Source organism: Mesorhizobium sp. M0601, assembly GCF_040320845.1.
Taxonomy (GTDB): Bacteria; Pseudomonadota; Alphaproteobacteria; order Rhizobiales; family Rhizobiaceae; genus Mesorhizobium.
This window is the reverse complement of sequence record NZ_JAMYQK010000021.1, coordinates 1-19,688: the sequence shown is the minus strand read 5'-3', so window position 1 is coordinate 19,688 and position 19,688 is coordinate 1. Positions and strand designations below refer to the sequence as shown.

At 62.0% G+C, this 19,688-nt stretch carries 20 protein-coding genes; 4 read left to right on the top strand and 16 right to left on the bottom strand.

The window, feature by feature from the left end; genetic code table 11:
* Nucleotides 1-315 precede the first annotated feature (315 nt).
* The 10 genes from NKI41_RS19155 to rpoZ all read right to left on the bottom strand — a co-directional run bounded on the left by NKI41_RS19155 (nucleotide 316) and on the right by rpoZ (nucleotide 8,950).
* Nucleotides 316-1,020, bottom strand: coding sequence for an antitoxin Xre/MbcA/ParS-like domain-containing protein (locus NKI41_RS19155; protein ID WP_352684542.1), 705 nt, complete (start codon nucleotides 1,018-1,020; stop codon nucleotides 316-318).
* A 367-nt stretch (nucleotides 1,021-1,387) separates the two neighbouring features.
* Nucleotides 1,388-2,314, bottom strand: coding sequence for a GTPase Era (era, locus tag NKI41_RS19150; protein ID WP_023677765.1), 927 nt, complete (start codon nucleotides 2,312-2,314; stop codon nucleotides 1,388-1,390).
* Nucleotides 2,311-3,036 (bottom strand): ribonuclease III, encoded by a 726-nt coding sequence (gene rnc, locus NKI41_RS19145; protein ID WP_352471048.1) that lies wholly within the window; start codon nucleotides 3,034-3,036, stop codon nucleotides 2,311-2,313. The genes era and rnc overlap by 4 nt, the downstream gene beginning before the upstream one ends.
* A gap of 4 nt (nucleotides 3,037-3,040) precedes the next feature.
* Nucleotides 3,041-3,790, bottom strand: coding sequence for a signal peptidase I (lepB, locus tag NKI41_RS19140; protein ID WP_352471047.1), 750 nt, complete (start codon nucleotides 3,788-3,790; stop codon nucleotides 3,041-3,043).
* A 77-nt stretch (nucleotides 3,791-3,867) separates the two neighbouring features.
* On the bottom strand, nucleotides 3,868-4,281 hold the full coding sequence (gene acpS / locus NKI41_RS19135) for a holo-ACP synthase (protein WP_352467214.1): 414 nt from the start codon (nucleotides 4,279-4,281) through the stop codon (nucleotides 3,868-3,870).
* On the bottom strand, nucleotides 4,278-4,859 hold the full coding sequence (locus NKI41_RS19130; protein WP_023677769.1) for a DUF2062 domain-containing protein: 582 nt from the start codon (nucleotides 4,857-4,859) through the stop codon (nucleotides 4,278-4,280). Before NKI41_RS19130 ends, acpS begins: the two co-directional genes overlap by 4 nt.
* 230 nt (nucleotides 4,860-5,089) lie before the next feature.
* Nucleotides 5,090-5,500, bottom strand: coding sequence for a VOC family protein (locus tag NKI41_RS19125; RefSeq protein ID WP_352684540.1), 411 nt, complete (start codon nucleotides 5,498-5,500; stop codon nucleotides 5,090-5,092).
* 66 nt (nucleotides 5,501-5,566) lie between these two features.
* Nucleotides 5,567-6,145 (bottom strand): orotate phosphoribosyltransferase, encoded by a 579-nt coding sequence (gene pyrE / locus NKI41_RS19120; RefSeq protein WP_352684538.1) that lies wholly within the window; start codon nucleotides 6,143-6,145, stop codon nucleotides 5,567-5,569.
* A gap of 63 nt (nucleotides 6,146-6,208) precedes the next feature.
* On the bottom strand, nucleotides 6,209-8,437 hold the full coding sequence (locus NKI41_RS19115) for a RelA/SpoT family protein (protein ID WP_352501814.1): 2,229 nt from the start codon (nucleotides 8,435-8,437) through the stop codon (nucleotides 6,209-6,211).
* Between the two features lie 111 nt (nucleotides 8,438-8,548).
* Nucleotides 8,549-8,950, bottom strand: coding sequence for a DNA-directed RNA polymerase subunit omega (rpoZ, locus tag NKI41_RS19110; RefSeq protein WP_023677773.1), 402 nt, complete (start codon nucleotides 8,948-8,950; stop codon nucleotides 8,549-8,551).
* A 278-nt stretch (nucleotides 8,951-9,228) separates the two neighbouring features.
* On the opposite strand from rpoZ, the gene NKI41_RS19105 reads away from it, so the two are divergent.
* Nucleotides 9,229-9,810 carry a LabA-like NYN domain-containing protein gene (locus NKI41_RS19105; protein ID WP_023677774.1) on the top strand — a complete coding sequence of 194 codons (582 nt, stop codon included), beginning with the start codon at nucleotides 9,229-9,231 and terminating at the stop codon, nucleotides 9,808-9,810.
* Nucleotides 9,807-10,484 (top strand): uracil-DNA glycosylase, encoded by a 678-nt coding sequence (locus NKI41_RS19100; protein WP_352684536.1) that lies wholly within the window; start codon nucleotides 9,807-9,809, stop codon nucleotides 10,482-10,484. Before NKI41_RS19105 ends, NKI41_RS19100 begins: the two co-directional genes overlap by 4 nt.
* Before the next feature lie 30 nt (nucleotides 10,485-10,514).
* On the opposite strand, the gene NKI41_RS19095 is transcribed toward NKI41_RS19100, so the two are convergent.
* The 4 genes from NKI41_RS19095 to dapA form a co-directional block, all read right to left on the bottom strand.
* A complete protein-coding gene (locus NKI41_RS19095) occupies nucleotides 10,515-11,036 on the bottom strand; it encodes a hypothetical protein (protein ID WP_352615918.1) in 522 nt (173 codons plus the stop codon).
* Between the two features lie 108 nt (nucleotides 11,037-11,144).
* Entirely contained in the window at nucleotides 11,145-11,873 is a 729-nt protein-coding gene (locus tag NKI41_RS19090; RefSeq protein ID WP_352684533.1) for a GH25 family lysozyme, read from the bottom strand.
* A 106-nt stretch (nucleotides 11,874-11,979) separates the two neighbouring features.
* Nucleotides 11,980-12,459 (bottom strand): SsrA-binding protein SmpB, encoded by a 480-nt coding sequence (gene smpB, locus NKI41_RS19085; RefSeq protein WP_023768487.1) that lies wholly within the window; start codon nucleotides 12,457-12,459, stop codon nucleotides 11,980-11,982.
* 25 nt (nucleotides 12,460-12,484) lie between these two features.
* Nucleotides 12,485-13,366, bottom strand: coding sequence for a 4-hydroxy-tetrahydrodipicolinate synthase (dapA, locus tag NKI41_RS19080; RefSeq protein WP_352540767.1), 882 nt, complete (start codon nucleotides 13,364-13,366; stop codon nucleotides 12,485-12,487).
* Between the two features lie 327 nt (nucleotides 13,367-13,693).
* On the opposite strand from dapA, the gene NKI41_RS19075 reads away from it, so the two are divergent.
* Together NKI41_RS19075 and NKI41_RS19070 are read left to right on the top strand one after the other, a co-directional pair.
* A complete protein-coding gene (locus tag NKI41_RS19075; protein ID WP_352684621.1) occupies nucleotides 13,694-15,733 on the top strand; it encodes a lytic transglycosylase domain-containing protein in 2,040 nt (679 codons plus the stop codon).
* 226 nt (nucleotides 15,734-15,959) lie between these two features.
* Entirely contained in the window at nucleotides 15,960-16,847 is an 888-nt protein-coding gene (locus NKI41_RS19070) for an alpha/beta fold hydrolase (protein WP_352684531.1), read from the top strand.
* Between the two features lie 313 nt (nucleotides 16,848-17,160).
* On the opposite strand, the gene NKI41_RS19065 is transcribed toward NKI41_RS19070, so the two are convergent.
* Nucleotides 17,161-18,219 (bottom strand): tyrosine-type recombinase/integrase, encoded by a 1,059-nt coding sequence (locus NKI41_RS19065; RefSeq protein WP_502901221.1) that lies wholly within the window; start codon nucleotides 18,217-18,219, stop codon nucleotides 17,161-17,163.
* A 237-nt stretch (nucleotides 18,220-18,456) separates the two neighbouring features.
* Nucleotides 18,457-19,671 (bottom strand): porin, encoded by a 1,215-nt coding sequence (locus tag NKI41_RS19060; protein WP_352684529.1) that lies wholly within the window; start codon nucleotides 19,669-19,671, stop codon nucleotides 18,457-18,459.
* Nucleotides 19,672-19,688: the final 17 nt, after the last annotated feature.

The window sequence follows — 19,688 nt, the reverse complement described above, 5'->3', positions numbered from 1 at the left end:
GAACGGCTGAACGCCTCACCCACGTCGAAAAAGGCGCGCACCGCACCCCCTCTTCAGGCGGCGAACATACTCATCCGCATTCCAGTCTCAATGACGATTCCAAAAATAATCAATGTTTGCATAGCAGAATAAATCCATGTTGCACAAATATCACTTAATATTTCCTTCACATTTGCCCATCGGCACAAACGAGACACTGTCACAATTGTACAAAAATATACTTATGCCATTAGCCCGGCAAACCGATCTGCACCCGACATACATTCCTTCTACGTGTTCTTTTTTTGGAATAGGCTTCTAACGCTGGCAGCGAGATCAAGCCGACTTCGCCGTCGCTGCGTTCTGTGCGGCAAGAAAGACTTCCGCCACCAGATCCCGTTTGAGCAGTTCAATGGGAATACGTCCGGCGAGGCCGGGCGCGGGGCCGATCAGCCACGACCAGGCATGCCGTGGATCGGGCATCGCGGATAACACTTCCTTGATACCCGGCGCCGGCCTGCCGTCGATGAACTGGGCCAGGGGAAATACATGTTTGCGGCCACCGGTGCGCAACGCAACGACCGTGCCGCTGCGCTGCCAGCGATGCAGGGTCGAGCGCGATATGCCGAGATTTTGCTGCAGGAACGTCGACCCGGCGACCCGACCGGCCCAGTCCTCGACCCGCATCGAGTCGAGGTCGCCCGTTCCGGCCAGGGGTTGGATGTCTGCCCCTTGGCCTTCGTGCGCCGTCGACAGAGGCCTCCTGGCACGGCGTTCCGCAGCTTCGGCTGCCAATATCCGCACGAAACGCGACGCCATGCCGGGTAATCTTTCCCGCATGGTGTCGATCGCACTGATGTCGGTCGGCGCAAGCAAAGCGACGGCGGCGGCAATGGCGCCGGCGACCCTGCCCGCTGCAACGACCGCATCGCTGTTCGTCACCTTGCCTTGCCGCGCCAGCACGCGCTCGATCTCAACAGCGACGGCGTTTGCAAACTCGGTCTGACGGATGCGGTCGATGCGATTCCAAGTCCCTGTCATGTCCTGATCTGGCTGCTTGCCCGCCGGTTCCGGTTTGCTCGGAAGCGGGTCTTTCGCACAGCCTATAGGCAGAGTGTGTGACGGAGAGACGACGAACGGGAACCATGCACGATCGCAGTGTCGGCAGGTGCTCCAACCGGTCTAACTGGCCGGTTCTGCATGAAATATCGGAAATTTCTCAGAACCCGCTCAGGATTTCGGGCCGCGCCGGTGCCAATAAGAAACGGCTCGACCGACGTGGTCGACGCATGGCTTCCGGAATGATTCGGCGGCTGTTCAAGATGCAAGTCGACCGATCGGGCACCCCGGCGACCTCTCAAAATCCTGAGGCGGCCAACAGGCCGCTCTGCGGATCGCCCAAACAGGCTCAGTGCGGAAATTCGAGCCCCATTTCACGGTAGCGCTCGGGATCGTCGCCCCAGTTCTCGCGCACCTTGACGAACAGGAAGAGGTGCACCTTCTGCTCGAGTATGCCTGCGATTTCCATGCGCGCGGCCTGGCCGATGGCGCGGATCGTCTCGCCCTTATGGCCGAGCACGATCTTCTTCTGGCTGTCACGCTCGACATAGATTGTCTGGTCGATGCGCACCGAGCCGTCCTTCTTCTCTTCCCATTTCTCGGTCTCGATGTGGGAGGAATAAGGCAGTTCCTGATGCAGCCTGAGATAGAGCTTTTCGCGGGTGATCTCGGCCGCGAGCTGGCGCATCGGCAGGTCGGAGATCTGGTCCTCCGGATAGTACCAGGGGCCGGCCGGCAAGGTCTCGGCGAGATAGTCGAGCAGGTCCTTGCAGCCGGACCCGGTCAGCGCCGAAACCATGAAGGTGCGCTTGAACGGCACCCTTTCGTTGGCTGCCGCCGACAATGCCAGCAACGTCTCGTGCTTGACCCGATCGACCTTGTTGAGGATCAACACCATCGGCTGCCGGACATCCTTCAGCCGCTCGAGGATGGCGTCGGCATCGCCCCGGATGCCGCGCTCGGCATCGATCAAGAGCAGCACGATATCGGCGTCCTTGGCACCGCCCCACGCTGTGGTCACCATCGCGGTGTCCAGCCGGCGCTTCGGCTTGAATATGCCCGGCGTGTCGACGAAGACGATCTGCGCGTTGTTGTGGGTGGCAATGCCGCGCACGATAGCGCGGGTGGTCTGCACCTTGTGCGTCACGATCGACACCTTGGCGCCGACCAATTGGTTGACCAGCGTCGATTTCCCCGCATTGGGCGCGCCGATCAGCGCGACGAAGCCGGAGCGGGTCGCGGGAGCTTCTGTTGCCGGAGCTTCGGTGGCGGTCATGCGGCACTCCCTTGATCGAGCCAGACGCCTTCCCGCTGCAGAAGTGCCGCGGCTGCAGCCTGCTCCGCCTCGCGCTTGGAGCGCCCGCTGCCGGTCGCCGGCGGATAGGCGCCGACCTTGACACTGACGGTGAACAGCGGATCGTGGTCCGGTCCCTCGCGGCTGTCGATTATGTAAACCGGCACTGCGCCTGCCGCCTGATGCGCCCATTCCTGCAGTTCGGTTTTCGCATCGCGACGGGCGGCGTCAATGGCTTGCGAGCGCGGCTGCCAGTATCTGTGGATGAAGGCACGGGCCGCTTCCAACCCTCCGTCGAGATAGAGCACGGCGATCAGCGATTCCAATGCATCGGCGCGCAGATTGACGCGCTTGCGCCCGTCGAGGCCGCGTACGTCCGAACCGGCGCGAATAAGTTCCGGCAGGCCGATCTCCTCGGCAATTTCCGCCAGGGCTTCAGCGTTGACCAGAGCGTTCAATCTCAGCGACAGCTCACCCTCGGCGGCGTCGGGAAATGCCGCCAGCAGCATATCGGCAACGACAAGGCCGAGAACGCGGTCGCCCAGGAATTCGAAACGTTCGTAGTCGACGCCGGCGTGACTGCCGCGAGCGCTGGCATGGGTCAGCGCCCGCTGCAGGCGCTGATGGTCGCCAAAACTGTGGCCGGTGCGCTCCCTGAGCGCCTCGGCGAGCGCATCGGCGGTCAGCCGTTTCGTCGCCGCCATGGCCCTAATTGACGAAATGGAACAGGCGCGAGGCGCGCATCAGTGACGGCCATTTCCAGATTTCGAGCGGGCTGGCGCTGCCGCCGATCGAGAAGAAAATGAGGTTGGCGCGGCCGACCAAATTCTCGTCCGGCACGAAGCCGACGGTGAAGCGGCTGTCCGACGAGTTGTCGCGATTGTCGCCCATCATGAAATAGTGACCGGGCGGCACCTTGAACTCTTTGGTATTGTCGCCGATCGAAGCCTGCGTCAGGTCGAGCGTGTCGTAGCTGACGCCGTTCGGCAGCGTCTCGCGATAGACATCGACCGGCCCGTTCTCCTCGGTGATGTCGCGGTTGTCGATCTGCCCGACCTTGACGCGCGGCACGCCCACGTCATTGATGAAGAGCTGGCCATCCTTGACCTGGATCTTGTCGCCCGGCAGGCCGACGACGCGCTTGATATAATCGACAGAAGGATCGGGCGGAAACTTGAACACCACCACGTCGCCGCGCTTCGGCTCTGAGCCCCAGATGCGGCCCGAAAAGATGTTCGGCCCGAACGGCAGTGAATAGCGGGAGAAGCCGTAGGACCACTTGGTGACGAAGAGATAGTCGCCTTCGAGCAAAGTCGGCCGCATCGACCCGGACGGGATCGAGAACGGCTGGAACAGGAGCGTGCGGATGACCAGCGCAAGCAGCAGGGCCTGGACGATGACGCTGACGGTTTCGCCAAGTCCGCCGGATTTCTTCTGGGTTTTTTCAGCCACGCTCATGTCGTCCTCGATTGTGCGTTGGATGGTATAGAGTCTCGGCGCGCGCTGGGCAACGTCATGCCGGTGGTCAGATGCAATCAATGTGGCGCTTCTTCGACCGGCAACGCTTCAATGATCACAAAGGCTTGAGCGAGCGGAAAATCATCGGTGATGGTGAGGTGGATCACCGCGCGGTGCCCTTCAGGTAGAATTTCGTCCAGCCGCGCTGCCGCCCCATTGGTCAGCGCCATGGTCGGCTTGCCGCTGGCCAGGTTGACGACCCCCATGTCGCGCCAGAACACACCCTGCGCCATACCGGTGCCCAATGCCTTGGCGCAAGCTTCCTTGGCAGCGAAACGCTTGGCGTAGGAGGCCGCACGCGCCGCGCGGTTTTCGGACCGCGCCTGTTCGATCTCGGTGTAGATGCGCTGGATGAAGCGTTGGCCATGGCGTTCCAGCGACTTCTCGATGCGTCTGATGTCGATGAGGTCGCTGCCAATACCGATAATCATTCGGCAGGAACTTCCGGCCCGGTTTTTCCAGCCTTTGCCGCTCTTTCGGCCAGCCGCTTGCGGCGCTGCTCGTGGAAAGTGACCATGCCCCAGCGGGTGATGCCGTAAAACAGCAGGCCGAAAACCAGGCCGAGCGGTATTGCGCCGATCGTCATCGGCTTCAGCACCGGTCCCCACAATTGCGCAAAGGAAAGATTATGCAGCATGTCGCCGAGATGCGCGGGCGGGCCATGCGCCGGCAGGTGTTCATGCAGGATCAGCTTGCCGACCTCCCAGGAGGCGGCCCATAGCAGCGGAAAGGTCAGGGGGTTGCCGAAGACCGTGCCGAGTGCTGCCGCGACCAGATTGCCGGCGATCAGCCAGCACAGGATGGCAGCAATGATGAAGTGAAAGCCAAGCGGGAAAAACGACGCGAATACGCCCGCCGCAACACCGGCGGCCACGGCATGCGGCGTGGCCCTAAGCCGCAGGATGCGTTTGGAGAAATACCGCAGCGAGCGCGAGAACGAGCGGCGCGGCCACAAATAAGTACGCACCCGCTCGAAAAAACCATCAGGCTTGCGCCGTCGAAAAAGCACTCTGTTCCTGTTCCTAGTTCCATCGATGGCTTCACGCCGGCCTTTCCAGCCAGGCGCGACAGCCTATGCTGCGCTCTGCGGTCGCCGAAAAGCAACTACGGCTTTGATATAGCGATGCGCTGGCCGAAGAACAACGAGGCCGAGGGCATCCGCTCGGTGGCCGGTCGCGCCAGCCTTGGGTATCGCCGTTCTGAACAGGGCATGATCGCGGCGAATTTAAGGAGCGTCACTTAGGATCGATATTCGCTGACCTCGACGAGGTTGCCGTCCGGATCGCGGAAATAGACCGACATCATCGCGCCCCGAGCGCCGACACGCTCGACCGGGCCGACCTCTATCACCACACCATTGGCGGCGAGGTTGGCACATATCTCGGCGAGCGGCCGGGCAGCAATCAAGCAGAAATCTCCGGAGCCCGGCGTCGGCGCCTTGGCCTTCGGCTCGAAGGTACGCCCGACCTGATGCACATTGATCTTCTGCGTTCCAAACAGCAGCGCCGTTGGTCGGTCCGGCTCGTCGAGGCGCTCGAAGCCAAGCACGCGCTGATAGAAGGCGCAGGTATCGTCCACCGAACGAACTGTCAGCACGAAATGATCGATGCCAGCAATCACGGCAGCGTCTCTTGACTTGTTTTTATGCATGTCGTTGTCCCAAAACCGCCGCACATCCTCGGTTCAAGCCCGAGGACAAGCTTTGGGCGACATGCATTAGATGTTGCGGCTGCCCGGCTTGATCGCCGGTATGGCGGCGAGCTCGGGCGGCAGCCTGTCGGCCGGATAGGCCGGAACTTCATATTCGGCGAGCGCGATCAGCGGCACGCCGACATCGGTCTTGCCGGCCGAGCGGTCGATGATGCACGCAGCGGCAACGACATCGGCGCCAAGTGCGCGCAGACAGTCGATGGTCTCGCGGATCGACAGGCCGGTGGTGACGATGTCCTCGACAATGACAGCGCGCGATCCCTTGGCGATCTCGAAACGGCGCAGTCTGAATTCGCCCCCTTCCCGCTCGACCCAGATCGCCGGCGCACCAAGATGGCGCGAGGTCTCATAGGCCGGGATCAGCCCGCCGATCGCCGGGCCGACGACGTAGTCGATCCTGCCGGGTACGTCAGTGCGGATCTTTTCGGCGAGCGCCTTGCACAATCGCTCGGTCTTGTCGGCATGCATGAAAACACGCGCTTTCTGCAGAAAGACCGGGCTGCGCAGGCCCGACGTCAGGATGAAATGCCCTTCGAGAACGGCGCCGGCCTCGCGGAAAATACCCAGCACTTCATCGGTGTTCATCGTTCACTCCATGTCCATGGTGAATGGTGAATGGTAGTGAGAGCACCCTCTTCTATTCACTATTCACCCATTCACGCGCCTTGCGTCACTGACGCTCGAATTGTCCTTTAGCTGCGACAGCAGCCGGTTCAAGTGCTTGAGGTCCCACACTTCGAGATCGATGAGCATTTCGGTGAAATCGGGCGCGGTGCGCACCATCGACAAAGTGTGGATATTGGCGTCGTTGGATGCGACGACCTGTGCAATATCAGCCAGCGAACCCGGCGCGTTGATGGCGGTGACCGAGACGCGCGCCGGGAACCGCTCCTTGGTGCGCTCGTCAATGTCCCAGCGCACGTCGATCCAGCGCTCGGGCTGGTCGTCAAAGGCCTGCAGCGCCGGCGACTGGATCGGATAGATGGTGATACCGGTTCCTGGCTGCACGATGCCGACGATGCGATCGCCAGGCACCGCCCCTTCCGGCGCGAAGCGCACCGGCAGATCGCCGCGCACACCGCGGATCGGCACCGCGTCGTCGCGCGGCTGGTTCTTGTCCTTGCGTGCGGCGCGGCCCGGAATCTGGAACAGCATGCCGGCGGCGTTGCGGATCTTCGACCAGCCCTCCTCGCGCTGCTTGGGCGCGACCAGCGTGACACGCTCGTCCTTGTAGTCGGGAAACACCGCCTTCATGACATCGGTGGAGGCAACTTCGCCTCGGCCGACCGCGGCCAGCACATCCTCGATGTCCTTGCGCGCCAGCCGGTGCAGCACCGGCTTCAGGCTTTCCTTGGTGAAGGTCTTGCCGGACCGTTCGAAGGCGCGCTCCAGAATGCGGATACCGAGACCTGAATATTGCTTGCGAATGGCGTTCTTGGTGGCGCGGCGGATGGCCGAGCGTGCCTTGCCGGTAACGACCACCGATTCCCACGCCGCCGGCGGGACCTGCGCCTTCGAGCGGATGATCTCGACCTCGTCGCCGTTCTTCAGCTCCGTCATCAGCGGCATGATGCGGCCATTGACCTTGGCACCGACGCAAGTGTCGCCGACGTCGGTGTGGACGGCATAGGCAAAGTCGATCGGCGTGGCGCCGCGCGGCAGCGCGATCAGCATGCCCTTCGGCGTGAAGCAGAATACCTGGTCCTGAAACAGTTCCAGCTTGGTGTTTTCGAGGAAGTCCTCGGGATTGTCGCCTTCGGCAAGCTGCTCGATGGTGCGCCGCAGCCAGGCATAGGCATTGGTTTCCTTCGAGATCGCATGGGCGGCACCATTCATCTTGCCACCGGTATCCTTATAGATCGAATGAGCGGCGACGCCGTATTCGGCGATCTTGTTCATTTGATAGGTGCGGATCTGCAATTCGACGCGCTGGCGCGACGGGCCGACGATGGTGGTGTGGATCGAGCGGTAGTCGTTCTGCTTCGGCGTGGAGATGTAGTCCTTGAAGCGGCCGGGCACCATCGACCAGGTGGTGTGGATGGCGCCGAGCGCCCGGTAGCAGTCCTCGACGGTATCGACGACGACGCGAAAGCCGAAGATGTCGGACAGCTGCTCGAAGGACAACGCCTTGGCTTCCATCTTGCGGAACACCGACCACGGCTTCTTCTGCCGGCTCTTGACCTCGGCCTTGATCGAATATTTGTCGAACAGCGCGGAGAGCGCCTTCTCGATCTCCGACAGCACGCCCTTGTTGCGCTCGAAGATTTCGGCCAGCCGTGCGGTGACGGCGCGGTAGGCTTCCGGATTGATGAAGCGGAAGGCAATCTCCTCCAGCTCCTCGCGCATGCCTTGCATGCCCATGCGGCCGGCCAGCGGCGCGTAGATGTCCATCGTCTCTTCGGCGATGCGCAGGCGCTTGGCTTCCGGCACGTGGTCGAGCGTGCGCATATTGTGCAGGCGGTCGGCGAGCTTGACCAGAAGCACGCGCACGTCTTCCGAGATCGCCAGCAACAGCTTGCGCAGGTTCTCCGCCTGCTCGGCCTTCTTCGAGACGAGGTCGAGCTTCTTCAGCTTGGTCAGGCCCTCGACCAGCTTGCCCATTTCCGGGCCGAACAATTCGTCGATCTCGGCCCTGGTCGCCGTGGTGTCCTCGATCGTGTCGTGCAGCAAGGCAACGGCGATCGTCGCCTCGTCCATGTGCATTTCGGTGAGGATGGCGGCGACTTCGAGCGGATGCGAGAAATACGGGTCGCCGGAGGCGCGTTTCTGGTGGCCATGCTTCTGCATGGCGTAAACATAGGCCTTGTTGAGCAGCGCCTCGTTGACGTCAGGCTTGTAGCGCTGCACGCGCTCGACAAGCTCATACTGACGCATCATGGGCGGGATCTCGCAATGCTGAAATGAATCATGCGCCGCACTGGCGTACGGCGCATGTCATAGATAGCCACGAAACTGCCGACGCGAAAGTGTCGGCAGTTGTCGCTAATATCAATAATCGTCGCTTTTTTCCGGCGGCACCAGGCCTTCGATGCCGGCCAACAGGTCTTCTTCGGTCATGCGATCGAAGGTGACGTTATCCTCGGCGTCGTCGGCATCGGTGGCTGCAACGGCGCTGCCAGTCTGGTCGGCAATCGCCTCGCCGTCGGCTTCCGGCTCATCGACCTCGACATGCTTCTGCAGCGAATGGATGAGATCTTCCTTGAGATCGTCCGGCGACAGCGTCTCTTCGGCGATTTCGCGGAGCGCAACGACCGGGTTCTTGTCGTTGTCGCGCGGTACGGTGATCTGCGCGCCCTGGCTGATCTGACGGGCGCGGTGGCCGGCCAAGAGCACCAGCTCGAAGCGGTTGTCGACCTTGTCGATGCAATCTTCAACGGTTACGCGGGCCATGAGTTGCCCCTTTCATGCCTGGATTTGATGGAAAACAGGCGCGGTCCATAACCCGAACGCCGCCAAAATACAAGCTTTTATGGCGGTGCGCAGCTCTGACGCGGGCCGCCTGCGGCGACACAGCGCCGATCACAATTGCTTGCGGTGCGGCATGGTGCCTTGGATTGCCGTAAAACTGGCGTTATCTCGAACGATGAAGGCCAACAGGTCTATTATCAGACCGGCCGATAGTCGCCACGCATTTAGACGACCGCTTATTTCGAAAAAGGACATTTTCCATGTTCGATCCTCGTGAAAAAATCGCTCTCTTTATCGACGGTGCCAATCTCTACGCCACCTCGCGCGCGCTGGGCTTTGACATCGATTACCGCAAACTTCTGGCGAGCTTCCAGAAACGCGGCTATCTGCTGCGCGCTTATTACTACACCGCGCTGGTCGAGGATCAGGAATACTCCTCGATACGGCCGCTGATCGACTGGCTCGACTATAACGGTTTCAAGGTGGTGACCAAACCGGCCAAGGAATTCACCGACTCGACCGGCCGACGCAAGATTAAGGGCAATATGGATATCGAGCTGACCGTCGATGCGCTCGAGCTTGCCGATGTCGTCGACCATTATGTCATCTTTTCGGGCGACGGCGATTTCCGCACGCTGGTCGAGGCGCTGCAGCGGCGCGGGCGCAAGGTGTCGATCGTCTCGACCATGGCTTCGCAGCCGCCGATGATCTCCGACGATCTGCGCCGCCAGGCCGATCATTTCATCGACTTGATGACGCTCAAGAATGAAGTCGGCCGCGATCCGTCGGAGCGGCCGGTGCGCCGGCCCGAACCGGCCGAAGTCGACGAGGAAGACTATTGACGGTCGTTGCCTTGACCGAGCCCCTGGTCGTCTCCCCCGAACCCGATCGCGATTGCCCGCTCTGCCCGCGGTTGCACGACTTCATCGCCGAGTGGCGGCGGCGCGAGCCGTCCTGGTTCAACGCGCCGGTGCCGACCTTTTTGCCGCCGGAAGGCGAGGATGCAGTGCGTCTGCTGATCGTCGGGCTGGCGCCGGGCCTGCGCGGGGCAAACCGGACGGGGCGCCCCTTCACCGGCGATTTTGCCGGCGACCTGCTCTACAACACGCTGATCGCGCACGGCTTTGCGCGCGGCGAATTCAAAGCGCGACCGGATGACGGGCTGGAGCTTGTCGGTACGGCGATTACCAATGCGGTGCGCTGCGTGCCGCCGGACAACAAGCCGGTTGGCGCCGAGATAGCGACCTGCCGGACGTTCCTGGTGCCGACGATCGCGCGATTTCCAAATCTGCGCGCTGTGCTGGCGCTTGGCTCGATCGCGCACCAGTCGACCGTGCGGGCGCTCGGCCAACGCGTTGCCGCCTATCCGTTCCGGCATGGTGGGCAGCAGCAGGCCAATGGCATCACGCTGTTTTCCAGCTATCATTGCTCGCGCTACAACACCAATACCGGCGTGTTGACGGAAGCGATGTTCGTCAACGTCTTCAGTCAGATAGAAGCTTTTCTGAAGACATAGAGTCGGACGACGCCCGCCAGGGCACGAGCCCTAGATTCGGGCGATCGCGAACAACCAGGCCAGGAGATCCAGCAACCACAGAAACAGTGCAAGCTGCAGCGCGACACGCAGGCGTTGGATGATCCGCCAATTGCTGGCCATGTCGGATTTGATGCGCAGCGCAAGCGCTCGGTGCATCCCGTCCAGGGTTGCGGGAGGGTGCTGATCGACGAAGTCCTGGAGCAGCTTCTCTGGATCGAAACGGAACGTATAGTTATAATACGGCCACACCATAATCGCGACCAGCAGCCCGATAAGAAAAAGCAATATCAGCGCCAGCCAGTCCCAAGGCCCCACGCCATCCAGGAGCGCCCTGCCTCCGAGGAGAGAACTCGCGAACGCGGTTGCGAAGATCAGATTGCCGGCGCGCGTATTGAGACTTTCAACCACGCCCTGCTGGTGCTGGAGGCCACGCACCGCCTCCGCATAGACAAATGCCAGGCGGGGGTCGCCGCCGTCCATCGCAGCAGGCGGGGCGTTGCTGTCATTGGTTGATGAAGGTCGCTCCGGCATCAAAATGTACTTAGCACGGCGCCGCCTGCGATATGAATAGCCACAAGGGGAACGCATCGTCGCTCTGTCTTCGTGCCATCGAGGGTGTTTTGGTGGACAGGAATAGCATCAATCCGACGCTGTCGCTTCAGGCGCTGCGGCAAACAATGCGGCCAGCGTCGCAGGTCCGCCCTGGAGAACATTCAAGTCGACGTCGCCGCTGATGCCGTCGACGCGGCCCCGGTTGTGGTACTGCCAGTAGATCCAATCGTCATGGCCCGGCCGCAGCGCCAGCGAACGCAGCCAGCGCGGGCGGCCGGCTAGCTGCCCGGCATAGGCTTGCGCCGCCTCGTCGGTCACATAGAGGATCGCCGTCTTGCCGAACGCCGCCTCCACCGGGCCGAGGAAGGCGGAGAGTTCGGCGCTCAGCTGTTCGGGAGTTGGCCGCTGCGGGCAATTGCCGCCGAACTCGATGTCTACCACCGGCGGCAGCAAAGGCTGATCGTGCGGCACCACCGAGATGAAGTTGCGTGCCTGATCCGCACCCGGTCTGCAGAAGGTGAAGAAATGATAGGCACCGACGGCAAGACCGGCGGCGCGGGCCGCGCGCAAATTGGCGGCGAAGGCATCGTCGACATGATCGCCGCCTTCCGTCGCCTTGATCACGGCGAAGGCGACATCGTCGGCGGCAACACGGCGCCAGTCGATCTGCCGCTGATGATGGGAGACGTCGATGCCCCTGACCGGATATTTGTCGCGGTCCGGAGAAAACGTCTGGAAGTAGGTATAGCCGCCGGCCAGAACGAGGCCGGCCACGAGCAGACCGGCCGCGCCCCATAAGACGATCCGGTTTTTCAAACGAGACCTACCCCTTTTGGTCCGCCCTGCCCGCCGCTATGGCTCCGGGCGTTCGTCGCTCGAAAAGCCAAATCGCTGGCTTTTCGTCCGCCTCGCGGACCGCGCCTCACCCTCGCTCCTTCAGCAGCCGGCCCTTCTCGCGCGACCAGTCGCGCTGCTTTTCGGTCTCGCGCTTGTCGTGCAGCTTCTTGCCGCGGCCAACGGCGAGCAACAGCTTGGCACGGCCTTGGTCGTTGAAGTAGATCTTCAGCGGCACCAGCGTCATGCCTTCGCGGTCGACGCTTTGCGCCAGCTTGGCCATCTCACGCTTGTTGAGCAGCAGTTTGCGGCGGCGGCGCGGCTCATGGTTGAAGCGGTTGGCCTGCAGATACTCCGGCAAATAGGAGTTGATCAGCCAGATCTCGCCGCCCTCGACCGAGGCGTAGCTGTCCTGGATATTGGCCTGGCCCTGGCGCAGCGATTTCACTTCCGTACCGGTCAGCACCAAGCCGGCCTCGATCGTGTCGAGCACCTCATAGGAAAACCGCGCCTTGCGGTTTTCCGCAACGGTCTTGTTGTTGGGATCGGCTTTTCTGACTTGATTCATGATGCGGAGAAGTGGCGCCTCATCCCTAGTTTATCAAGCCGGCGTGCTTCATCGCCGCGTCGATCTTCTCGGCGGTCGACGGCTCGACCGTCATTAGCGGCGAGCGCAGCACGTTCTCGACCTTGCCCAGCTTCGACAGCGCATATTTCGCGCCGGAAACGCCGGGCTCCATGAAAATCGCCTTGTGCAGCGGCAACAGACGGTCCTGCAGGTCGAGCGCCTTGGCGCTGTCGCCGGAAAGCGTTGCCTCCTGGAATTCAGCGCAAAGCCTGGGTGCGACATTTGCCGTCACCGAAATACAGCCGACGCCGCCATGCGCGTTGAAGCCGAGCGCCGAGGCGTCTTCGCCGGAGAGCTGGATGAAATCCTTGCCACAGGTGGCGCGCTGCTCCGAAACCCGCTCGACCTTGCCGGTGGCATCCTTGACGCCGACGATGTTCTTGAAGTCATGCACCAACTGGCCCATCGTCTCGGGGCTCATGTCGACCACCGAGCGCGGCGGAATGTTGTAGATGATGATCGGCAGACTGGTTGCCTTGGCGACGGCGGCGAAATGCGCATAGAGGCCGCGCTGTGTCGGTCTGTTGTAATAGGGCGTGACGACAAGGGCCGCGTCGGCGCCCGCCTTCTCGGCATACTGGACTAGGCCGACCGCCTCTTCGGTGTTGTTGGAGCCGGCGCCGGCGACGACCGGAACCCGGCCCTTGGCGACCTCGATGCAAACCTTGACGACTTGGCGGTGCTCGTCATGCGACAGCGTCGGCGACTCGCCGGTGGTGCCGACCGGGACCACGCCCGTCGTGCCTTCGGCGATCTGCCAGGTGATGAACGCGCGAAAGGCTTTCTCGTCGAAACGGCCGCTCTTTTCGAACGGTGTGACGAGCGCGGTCAGCGAGCCTCTTAGCATGTCGTCCAACTCCTTGGGACTAGCACATGACCCCGAAAATCGCAGTCGATTTCGGAAAGGGTTATGCGCCAAATTTAAATTGCTACAACGTCCTTTGCGCGTCTGAGAAGACCCGCGGCGCTGTAGGTGTTTGTCGTGCGCGCCTTCTAGCCGAAAGCGAAGCGGCGCACCATAGTCTCGACATTGTTGCGCGGCAAGCATTGCGCCAGCAATTGCAATTCGAACGACCTCGATAAGGTTTTCTTTACGGGCCCTTCATCACAGACGAATAGGCTGCAGTTCATCTGTGCCAGTGGTAGCATCGAAGAATAGGAAATGACCAAATCCATGCCGACCAGGCGGCCTCATCTTTTCGCGCTTCTCGGCGCGATCGTTGTGCTTGTCCCCGGCGCGGCGATCGGCGGCAGCGTCGATGGGCAGGTCACGTCGGCGATCCCGATGACGGAGCCGCAGAACGATGCACTGCAGCAGTCCCCTTCGCCATCCGCCAGCGTCGCGGCGCTGAAGAGCGGTCTCGATGCGCTTGCGGCAAACGACATTCAGCGCGCGCGCCAGGTGCGCGAAGCGCTGCCGGCCAAATCGCTCGATCGGCACATCCTTGCCTGGGCGATTGCGCTCTATGGCGGCGACCAGGTGCCGAGCGGCGACATCGCCGATGCCGCGAAGATGCTGCCGAACTGGCCGGGCACGATCGCCTTGCGCAAGAACAGCGAGCGCGCGCTCTATCGCGAGAACCCCGCGCCACAGGTCGTGGTGCGGGCGTTCGACGGCAGCCAGCCGCTGACCTTCGAGGGCGTGGTGATCCTTGCGCGCTCCTATGTAGCGCTAGGCAATACCAAGGCGGCGCGCTCGGTGCTGTCGCCATTCTGGCGCACCGAAAAGCTCGAAGCCGGGGACGAGGCGGCGGTCATCCGCGAGTTCGGCGCGCTGATCCCGGCCGCCGACCATCGCTTCCGCATGGAGCGCATGTTTTATGCCGACCGGGTCGCTTCGGCGCTACGCGTCGCCGGTCTCGCCGGCGCCCAGCAATTGGCCGACGCCTGGGCGGCGGTCAGCAAGGGCGACAAGAACGCGGCCAAGCTGCTGAAGGCGGTGCCGGCAGCGCAGCGGGCGGTCGGCTATCTCTTTGCCGAAGCCGAATATCTGCGCAAGCAACAGAAATTTTCCGACGCGGCCGCGCTGGTGATGAAGGCGCCGGGCGATCGTGACGCTCTGGTCGATGCGGACGCCTGGTGGGTCGAACGCCGGGTGCTGTCGCGCGAGCTGGTCGACCAGGGCGACATGAAGACCGCCTACAGAATAGTCGCCGCGCATGCCGCCGAAAGTCCCGCCAATGCCGCCGAGGCGGAATTCCATGCAGGCTGGTACGCGTTGCGCGGCCTCAACGACCCGAGCACCGCCGCCAAGCATTTTGCGCAAATCGCGGAGCTCGCCCAAGGGCCGATGTCGCTGTCGCGCGCCTATTACTGGCTCGGCCGTGCCGCCGAAGTCGGCGGGCCCGGCAATGCCAAGGATTTTTTCAGCCGCGCCGCCAGCTACGGCACGACCTTTTACGGCCAGCTCGCCGGCGAGCGTGTCGGCCGGCAGACCCTCAATATCGTCTACCCCCAGCCAAGTGCCGCCGACCGCCGGAATTTTGCCACCCGCGAGGCGGTCAGCGCCATCGAGCGGCTGCAGCAGGCAGGCTATGACCGCTATGCCGAAACCCTCTACCGCGACCTTGCCGGGCAGCTGAACAGCCCCGGCGAACTGGCGCTGCTTGCGGTGTTGGCGGAAAGACAAGGCAACCATTTCATGGCGCTGAAGGTCGGCAAGATCGCCGGCGCCCGCGGCATCGACGTCGGCGCGCTGTCGCATCCGCTCGGCGTCATTCCCGACACCGCCAACGTCTCCGGCTCGGGCAAGGCGCTGGCCTATGCGATTGCCCGGCAGGAAAGCGAGTTCAACATCGGCGCCGTCTCCAGCGCCGGCGCGCGCGGACTGCTGCAGCTGATGCCAGGCACGGCCAAGCAATTGGCGAAGAAGGCCGGCATGACTTTCTCGCAGGCGCGGCTGACCACCGATGCCGGCTACAATGCAACGCTGGGCGCCGCCTTTCTCGGCGAGCAGCTCGGCCGCTTCGACGGCTCCTACGTGCTGACCTTCGCCGGCTATAATGCCGGCCCCGCCCGCGCCGCCCAGTGGGTGACGAAATACGGCGACCCGCGCGGCAAGGACGTCGACGCAGTCGTCGACTGGATCGAGCGGATTCCCTATACGGAAACAAGAAGTTACGTTCAGCGCGTGATGGAGAATTACGAGGTCTACAAGATGCGTATCTCCGGCAAGTACGATATTGTCGGAGATCTGGTGAACGGCCGGGGTTAGCCTTTCCTTCTCTCCTTGTGGGAGAAGGTGGCCGAGCGAAGCTCGGTCGGATGAGGGGTGCTCCAGCTTGGTTCCGACAACGCTCCGTCCAACACCCCCAATCGTCTCGGCGCTAACGCGCCGATCCACCTTCTCCCACAAGCAGAGAAGGAGCCCCAACTTGACCGCCCCTGCCCTCGCCTGTAGCAGTCGCAACGATCTGACAGCAGCACGGAATCGAGTGTACATGCCAAACGACGAAGGCTTCTCCGATTTCTTCTACGCCGCGCCGGACGGGCTGTCCCTGCACGCCCGCATCTACGGCGAAGCGAATTCCGGCCGCTGGCCAGTCGTTTGCCTGCCCGGCCTGACCCGCAATTGCCGTGACTTTCACGAATTGGCGCTTTTCCTGTCGACGCGGGCGAAGCGCAACGTCGTCGCCTTCGACTATCGCGGGCGCGGGCAGTCTGCCTACGATGCCGATATCGGCCATTACAATATCGGCATCGAGGCGGGCGATATCCTTGCCGGGTTGGCGGCGCTGAGCATCGAGGAGGCAGCCTTCATCGGGACGTCGCGCGGCGGACTGATCATTCATGTGCTCGGGGCGATGCGGCCGCCCGTGCTGAAGGCCATCGTCTTCAACGACATCGGCCCGGTGATCGAGGCGCAAGGTCTCGCCCATATCCGCTTCTATCTCGATCCCGCGCCCAGGCCGAAGACGTACGCAGAGGTGGTCCGCGGCCTGCGCAGCACCCATGGCGCGGATTTTGCGGCGCTGACCGATGCGGATTGGGAGCGGATGGCGTCAGCTCTCTGCCGCGAGACAGAGGAGGGATTTTTGCCCGATTTCGATCCGAAACTGGTCGAGACGCTGGCGGGGCTCGATCCCAGCCGGCCGCTGCCCGATCTTTGGCCACAGTTCGACGCGCTGGCGGCCATCCCGATGCTCGTCATACGCGGCGCCAACTCGAAGCTGCTGTCCGCCGAAACGCTCGAGCAGATGCGGACGCGCCATACCGATATCGAGACGATCACCGCCGACGGCCAGGGGCATGCACCGTTTTTGGAGTCCGGGATCCTGCCGGGCAGGATCGCTGGTTTTTTCGATCGGGCGGAGCAGCGGGGTGGTTAGAAGTAAAGCTCGACCGAGCGAAGTAATTCACGCGCAGGTTTTGCGTCGGTCAAAGCATTCCGGCGGCCGTTGATAGTTCCGTTGGAATTAGCGGTGAAATAATTTTATCGATGTCGGCGCTGCCCCTCATCCGCCGGCCGGCACCTTCTCCCCGTATCGCGACGGGGAGAAGGGAGGTGTCTGCAACGCTGGGGATTAGCGAAATCTTTCGCAAGGGGCCTTTCTCCCCGTCGCTATACGGGGAGAAATGCCCGGCAGGGCAATGAGGGGCAGCGCAACCCTGAGCGGCCGCTGATATCTCACGTCAGATCCGTCAGGATTTGGCGCTTCTCTTCGCTGGCTTTGGGGCGTTGCTTGCGGCCGGCTCGCCTTTTGGCCCTCGCCTTGCCGGAGGTGGAGCAGACAAAGCGCTTGCGCCGCCACTGTCCGCGCCACTGCACCGCGGCGTCTCCAGCACAGTGACGCAGCCGTCGAGATCGTTGGTGGCCAGATGGGCGTAGCGCATGGTCATCGACAGCGTCTGGTGACCGAGCCACATCTGCACGCGCCTGATGTCGATGCCGCCCTGGACGAGACGCGAGGCGCAAGTATGGCGCAATATATGCGGCACGACCTGATCGTCGGCGCCAAGCCCGACTTCGGCCTTGGCATCGTTCCAGATGGCGCGAAACTGCGCCTGGCTGAGCTTGGTGAACGGGCCTTTGGGCCGGCGGCCCTCGGTGGCCGGCAGCTTGATCACCTCTTTTACCCGCTCGGTCATCGGGATGGTGCGGCTGCGGCCGGATTTGGTGATCCAGAAACTGACGCGGTGCTCCTGGATATCGTTCCAGATCAAGCCCAGCGCTTCGCCGAGGCGGCAACCGGTGTCGACGAGAAAGACGGAAAGCCGATAAGCGTCCTCGCTGCGGCTCTTGATGGCGGCGAACAGCCTGGCTTCCTCGTCCCTTTCGAGGAAACGAATCCGTCCCGCCCGCTCCTTCTGGCGGCGGAACTCGGGCAGGCTGTGGATATCTCCCATCTTGTGAGCCTTGCGCAGCAGTTTGCTGAGGGCAGCCATCTTCCGGTTGATGGTTGCGTTGCTGTTGCCGCGCTGGCGCAAGGTGCCGATAAGATTGTCGAGGGTGCTTTGGTCAAAGGCGCTGAAACGCTCCCCAAGGAGGATCTCGTCTATCTCGCCGATGAAGGAGCTGACATTGTATTTATGCCGCCCGTCATCCCAAAGTATATCCCGGTATGCTGAAAAAAGTTCTCCGATCCTATGCGACTTTACTTCTCGTATCTTGTTGTAGCTGTATTTTATCTTTGCAGTTTGAGAAGAAAACATCGAAAAATGATCAGAGGTTCCTCCCTCTTGAATCGCATCGTTCGTCATTATTCGCCACACCCCCGAGTGGATAGGCCTAGACCTACCTGCTTGGCGGTGCCCTTTCAAGAGTTTTAAGCGTTGCGGCCGATTTCATCCACCAGTGGCGGATCCCAACGACATCGTTCCACAACCCTGTTCAGCTACCGAACCCCCTTTTCCTTCTGTTTGCTACCAGTCGCGAAAACAAAACAGCCCGGGCGTTTAAGCGCCCGGGCTGGATTTCACTTGCCTTAAGTCCAGCCCTTAGAACGAGCGCTGGAAGCGGAGCATACCGCCAACGGCGTTTTTCTTGTCGCCCGGGATGCCGGTCCAGTTGTATTCATAGCCGGGCAGCGAGTCGCTATCGATGTGGTGGCTGTTATGAGCCCAGTCCACTTCGGCCGTGATCGTGAAGCCGGGAACGATGTCGTAGGCGATATTGGCCGCAACGCCAGCTTCCTTGGCTTCGTCATACGACGCCTGGAGGTTGAACGAGGTCTTCTCGTTGATGGTGTAAGTGCCACCACCCCAGACTGCCCAGTTACCGCCCCACTGCTTGTAGAAGTTGCGCGGGAGATTGTCGTCAGAGCCGTAGCCGGCCATCAAGAACAGCGACAGGTTCTGCATCGGCGTCACGTCGAGGCGAACTTTGCCGGCCCATTCTTCCAGGCTGCTGTCATAGGCAACAACACCGCTGATGGAGCCCCAGCCCTGCGTGTACTTCACGCCGCCGACGACATACGGGACGTAGCTGTCTACCGAGTCGTGACCGAGATGGAGCGCGGTGTTGGCGTCGTTGAGGATAAAGCCTTCACCGGTTTCCAACGAAGCCACGGCCGAGAAGCCGTTGCCAGCATCGAAGTAATACTGGACGACGTTGGTGTCGAAACCGCCGTAGGGAACGATCGTATCCTGGATGACGTTGCCGGCGTAGCCGGTGAACGTGTTGAAGGCTGTTTCGTCCTTACCGACGCGGAGACCACCAAGCTGGATCCAGGCGAAGTTCAGCGAAACGCCTCTGCTGCCAAAGCTGGAGAATTGCAGATCAGGGGTGGTCGGGTCGAGGTCGGTATCGACCCCGTGATAACCGGTTCCCCAGTTGAAGCGGGTCTCGGTGTAGGTCTTCAAGGTGCCGAGCTCGGTTTCCTGGCCGGTGTAGGTCCTCAGCGTGAAGCGAGCCTGCTTGTAATAGCCGTCGTTGACGTTGTCTTCACCATTCAAGGCATCCAACAGGTCCTGATACCTGGCGCCGTCGAACGAGCCAGCCTGGCCCACGCCGATGTCATAGCGGACATAACCGCCGATGCGCAGGCAGATTTCGGTGCCGGGGATGTAGTAGTAGCCAGCGCCGTAGACGTCGCAGATCTTGACGTATTCAGCGGGTTCCGGCTCGGCGACGACGACGGCGTCGGCGGCGCGCGCACCGGAAACTGCGATCAGTGCCGCAGCGGAGCCGAGAAGAAGGCTCTTGATGTTCATTTTCTGACCTCCAGTCA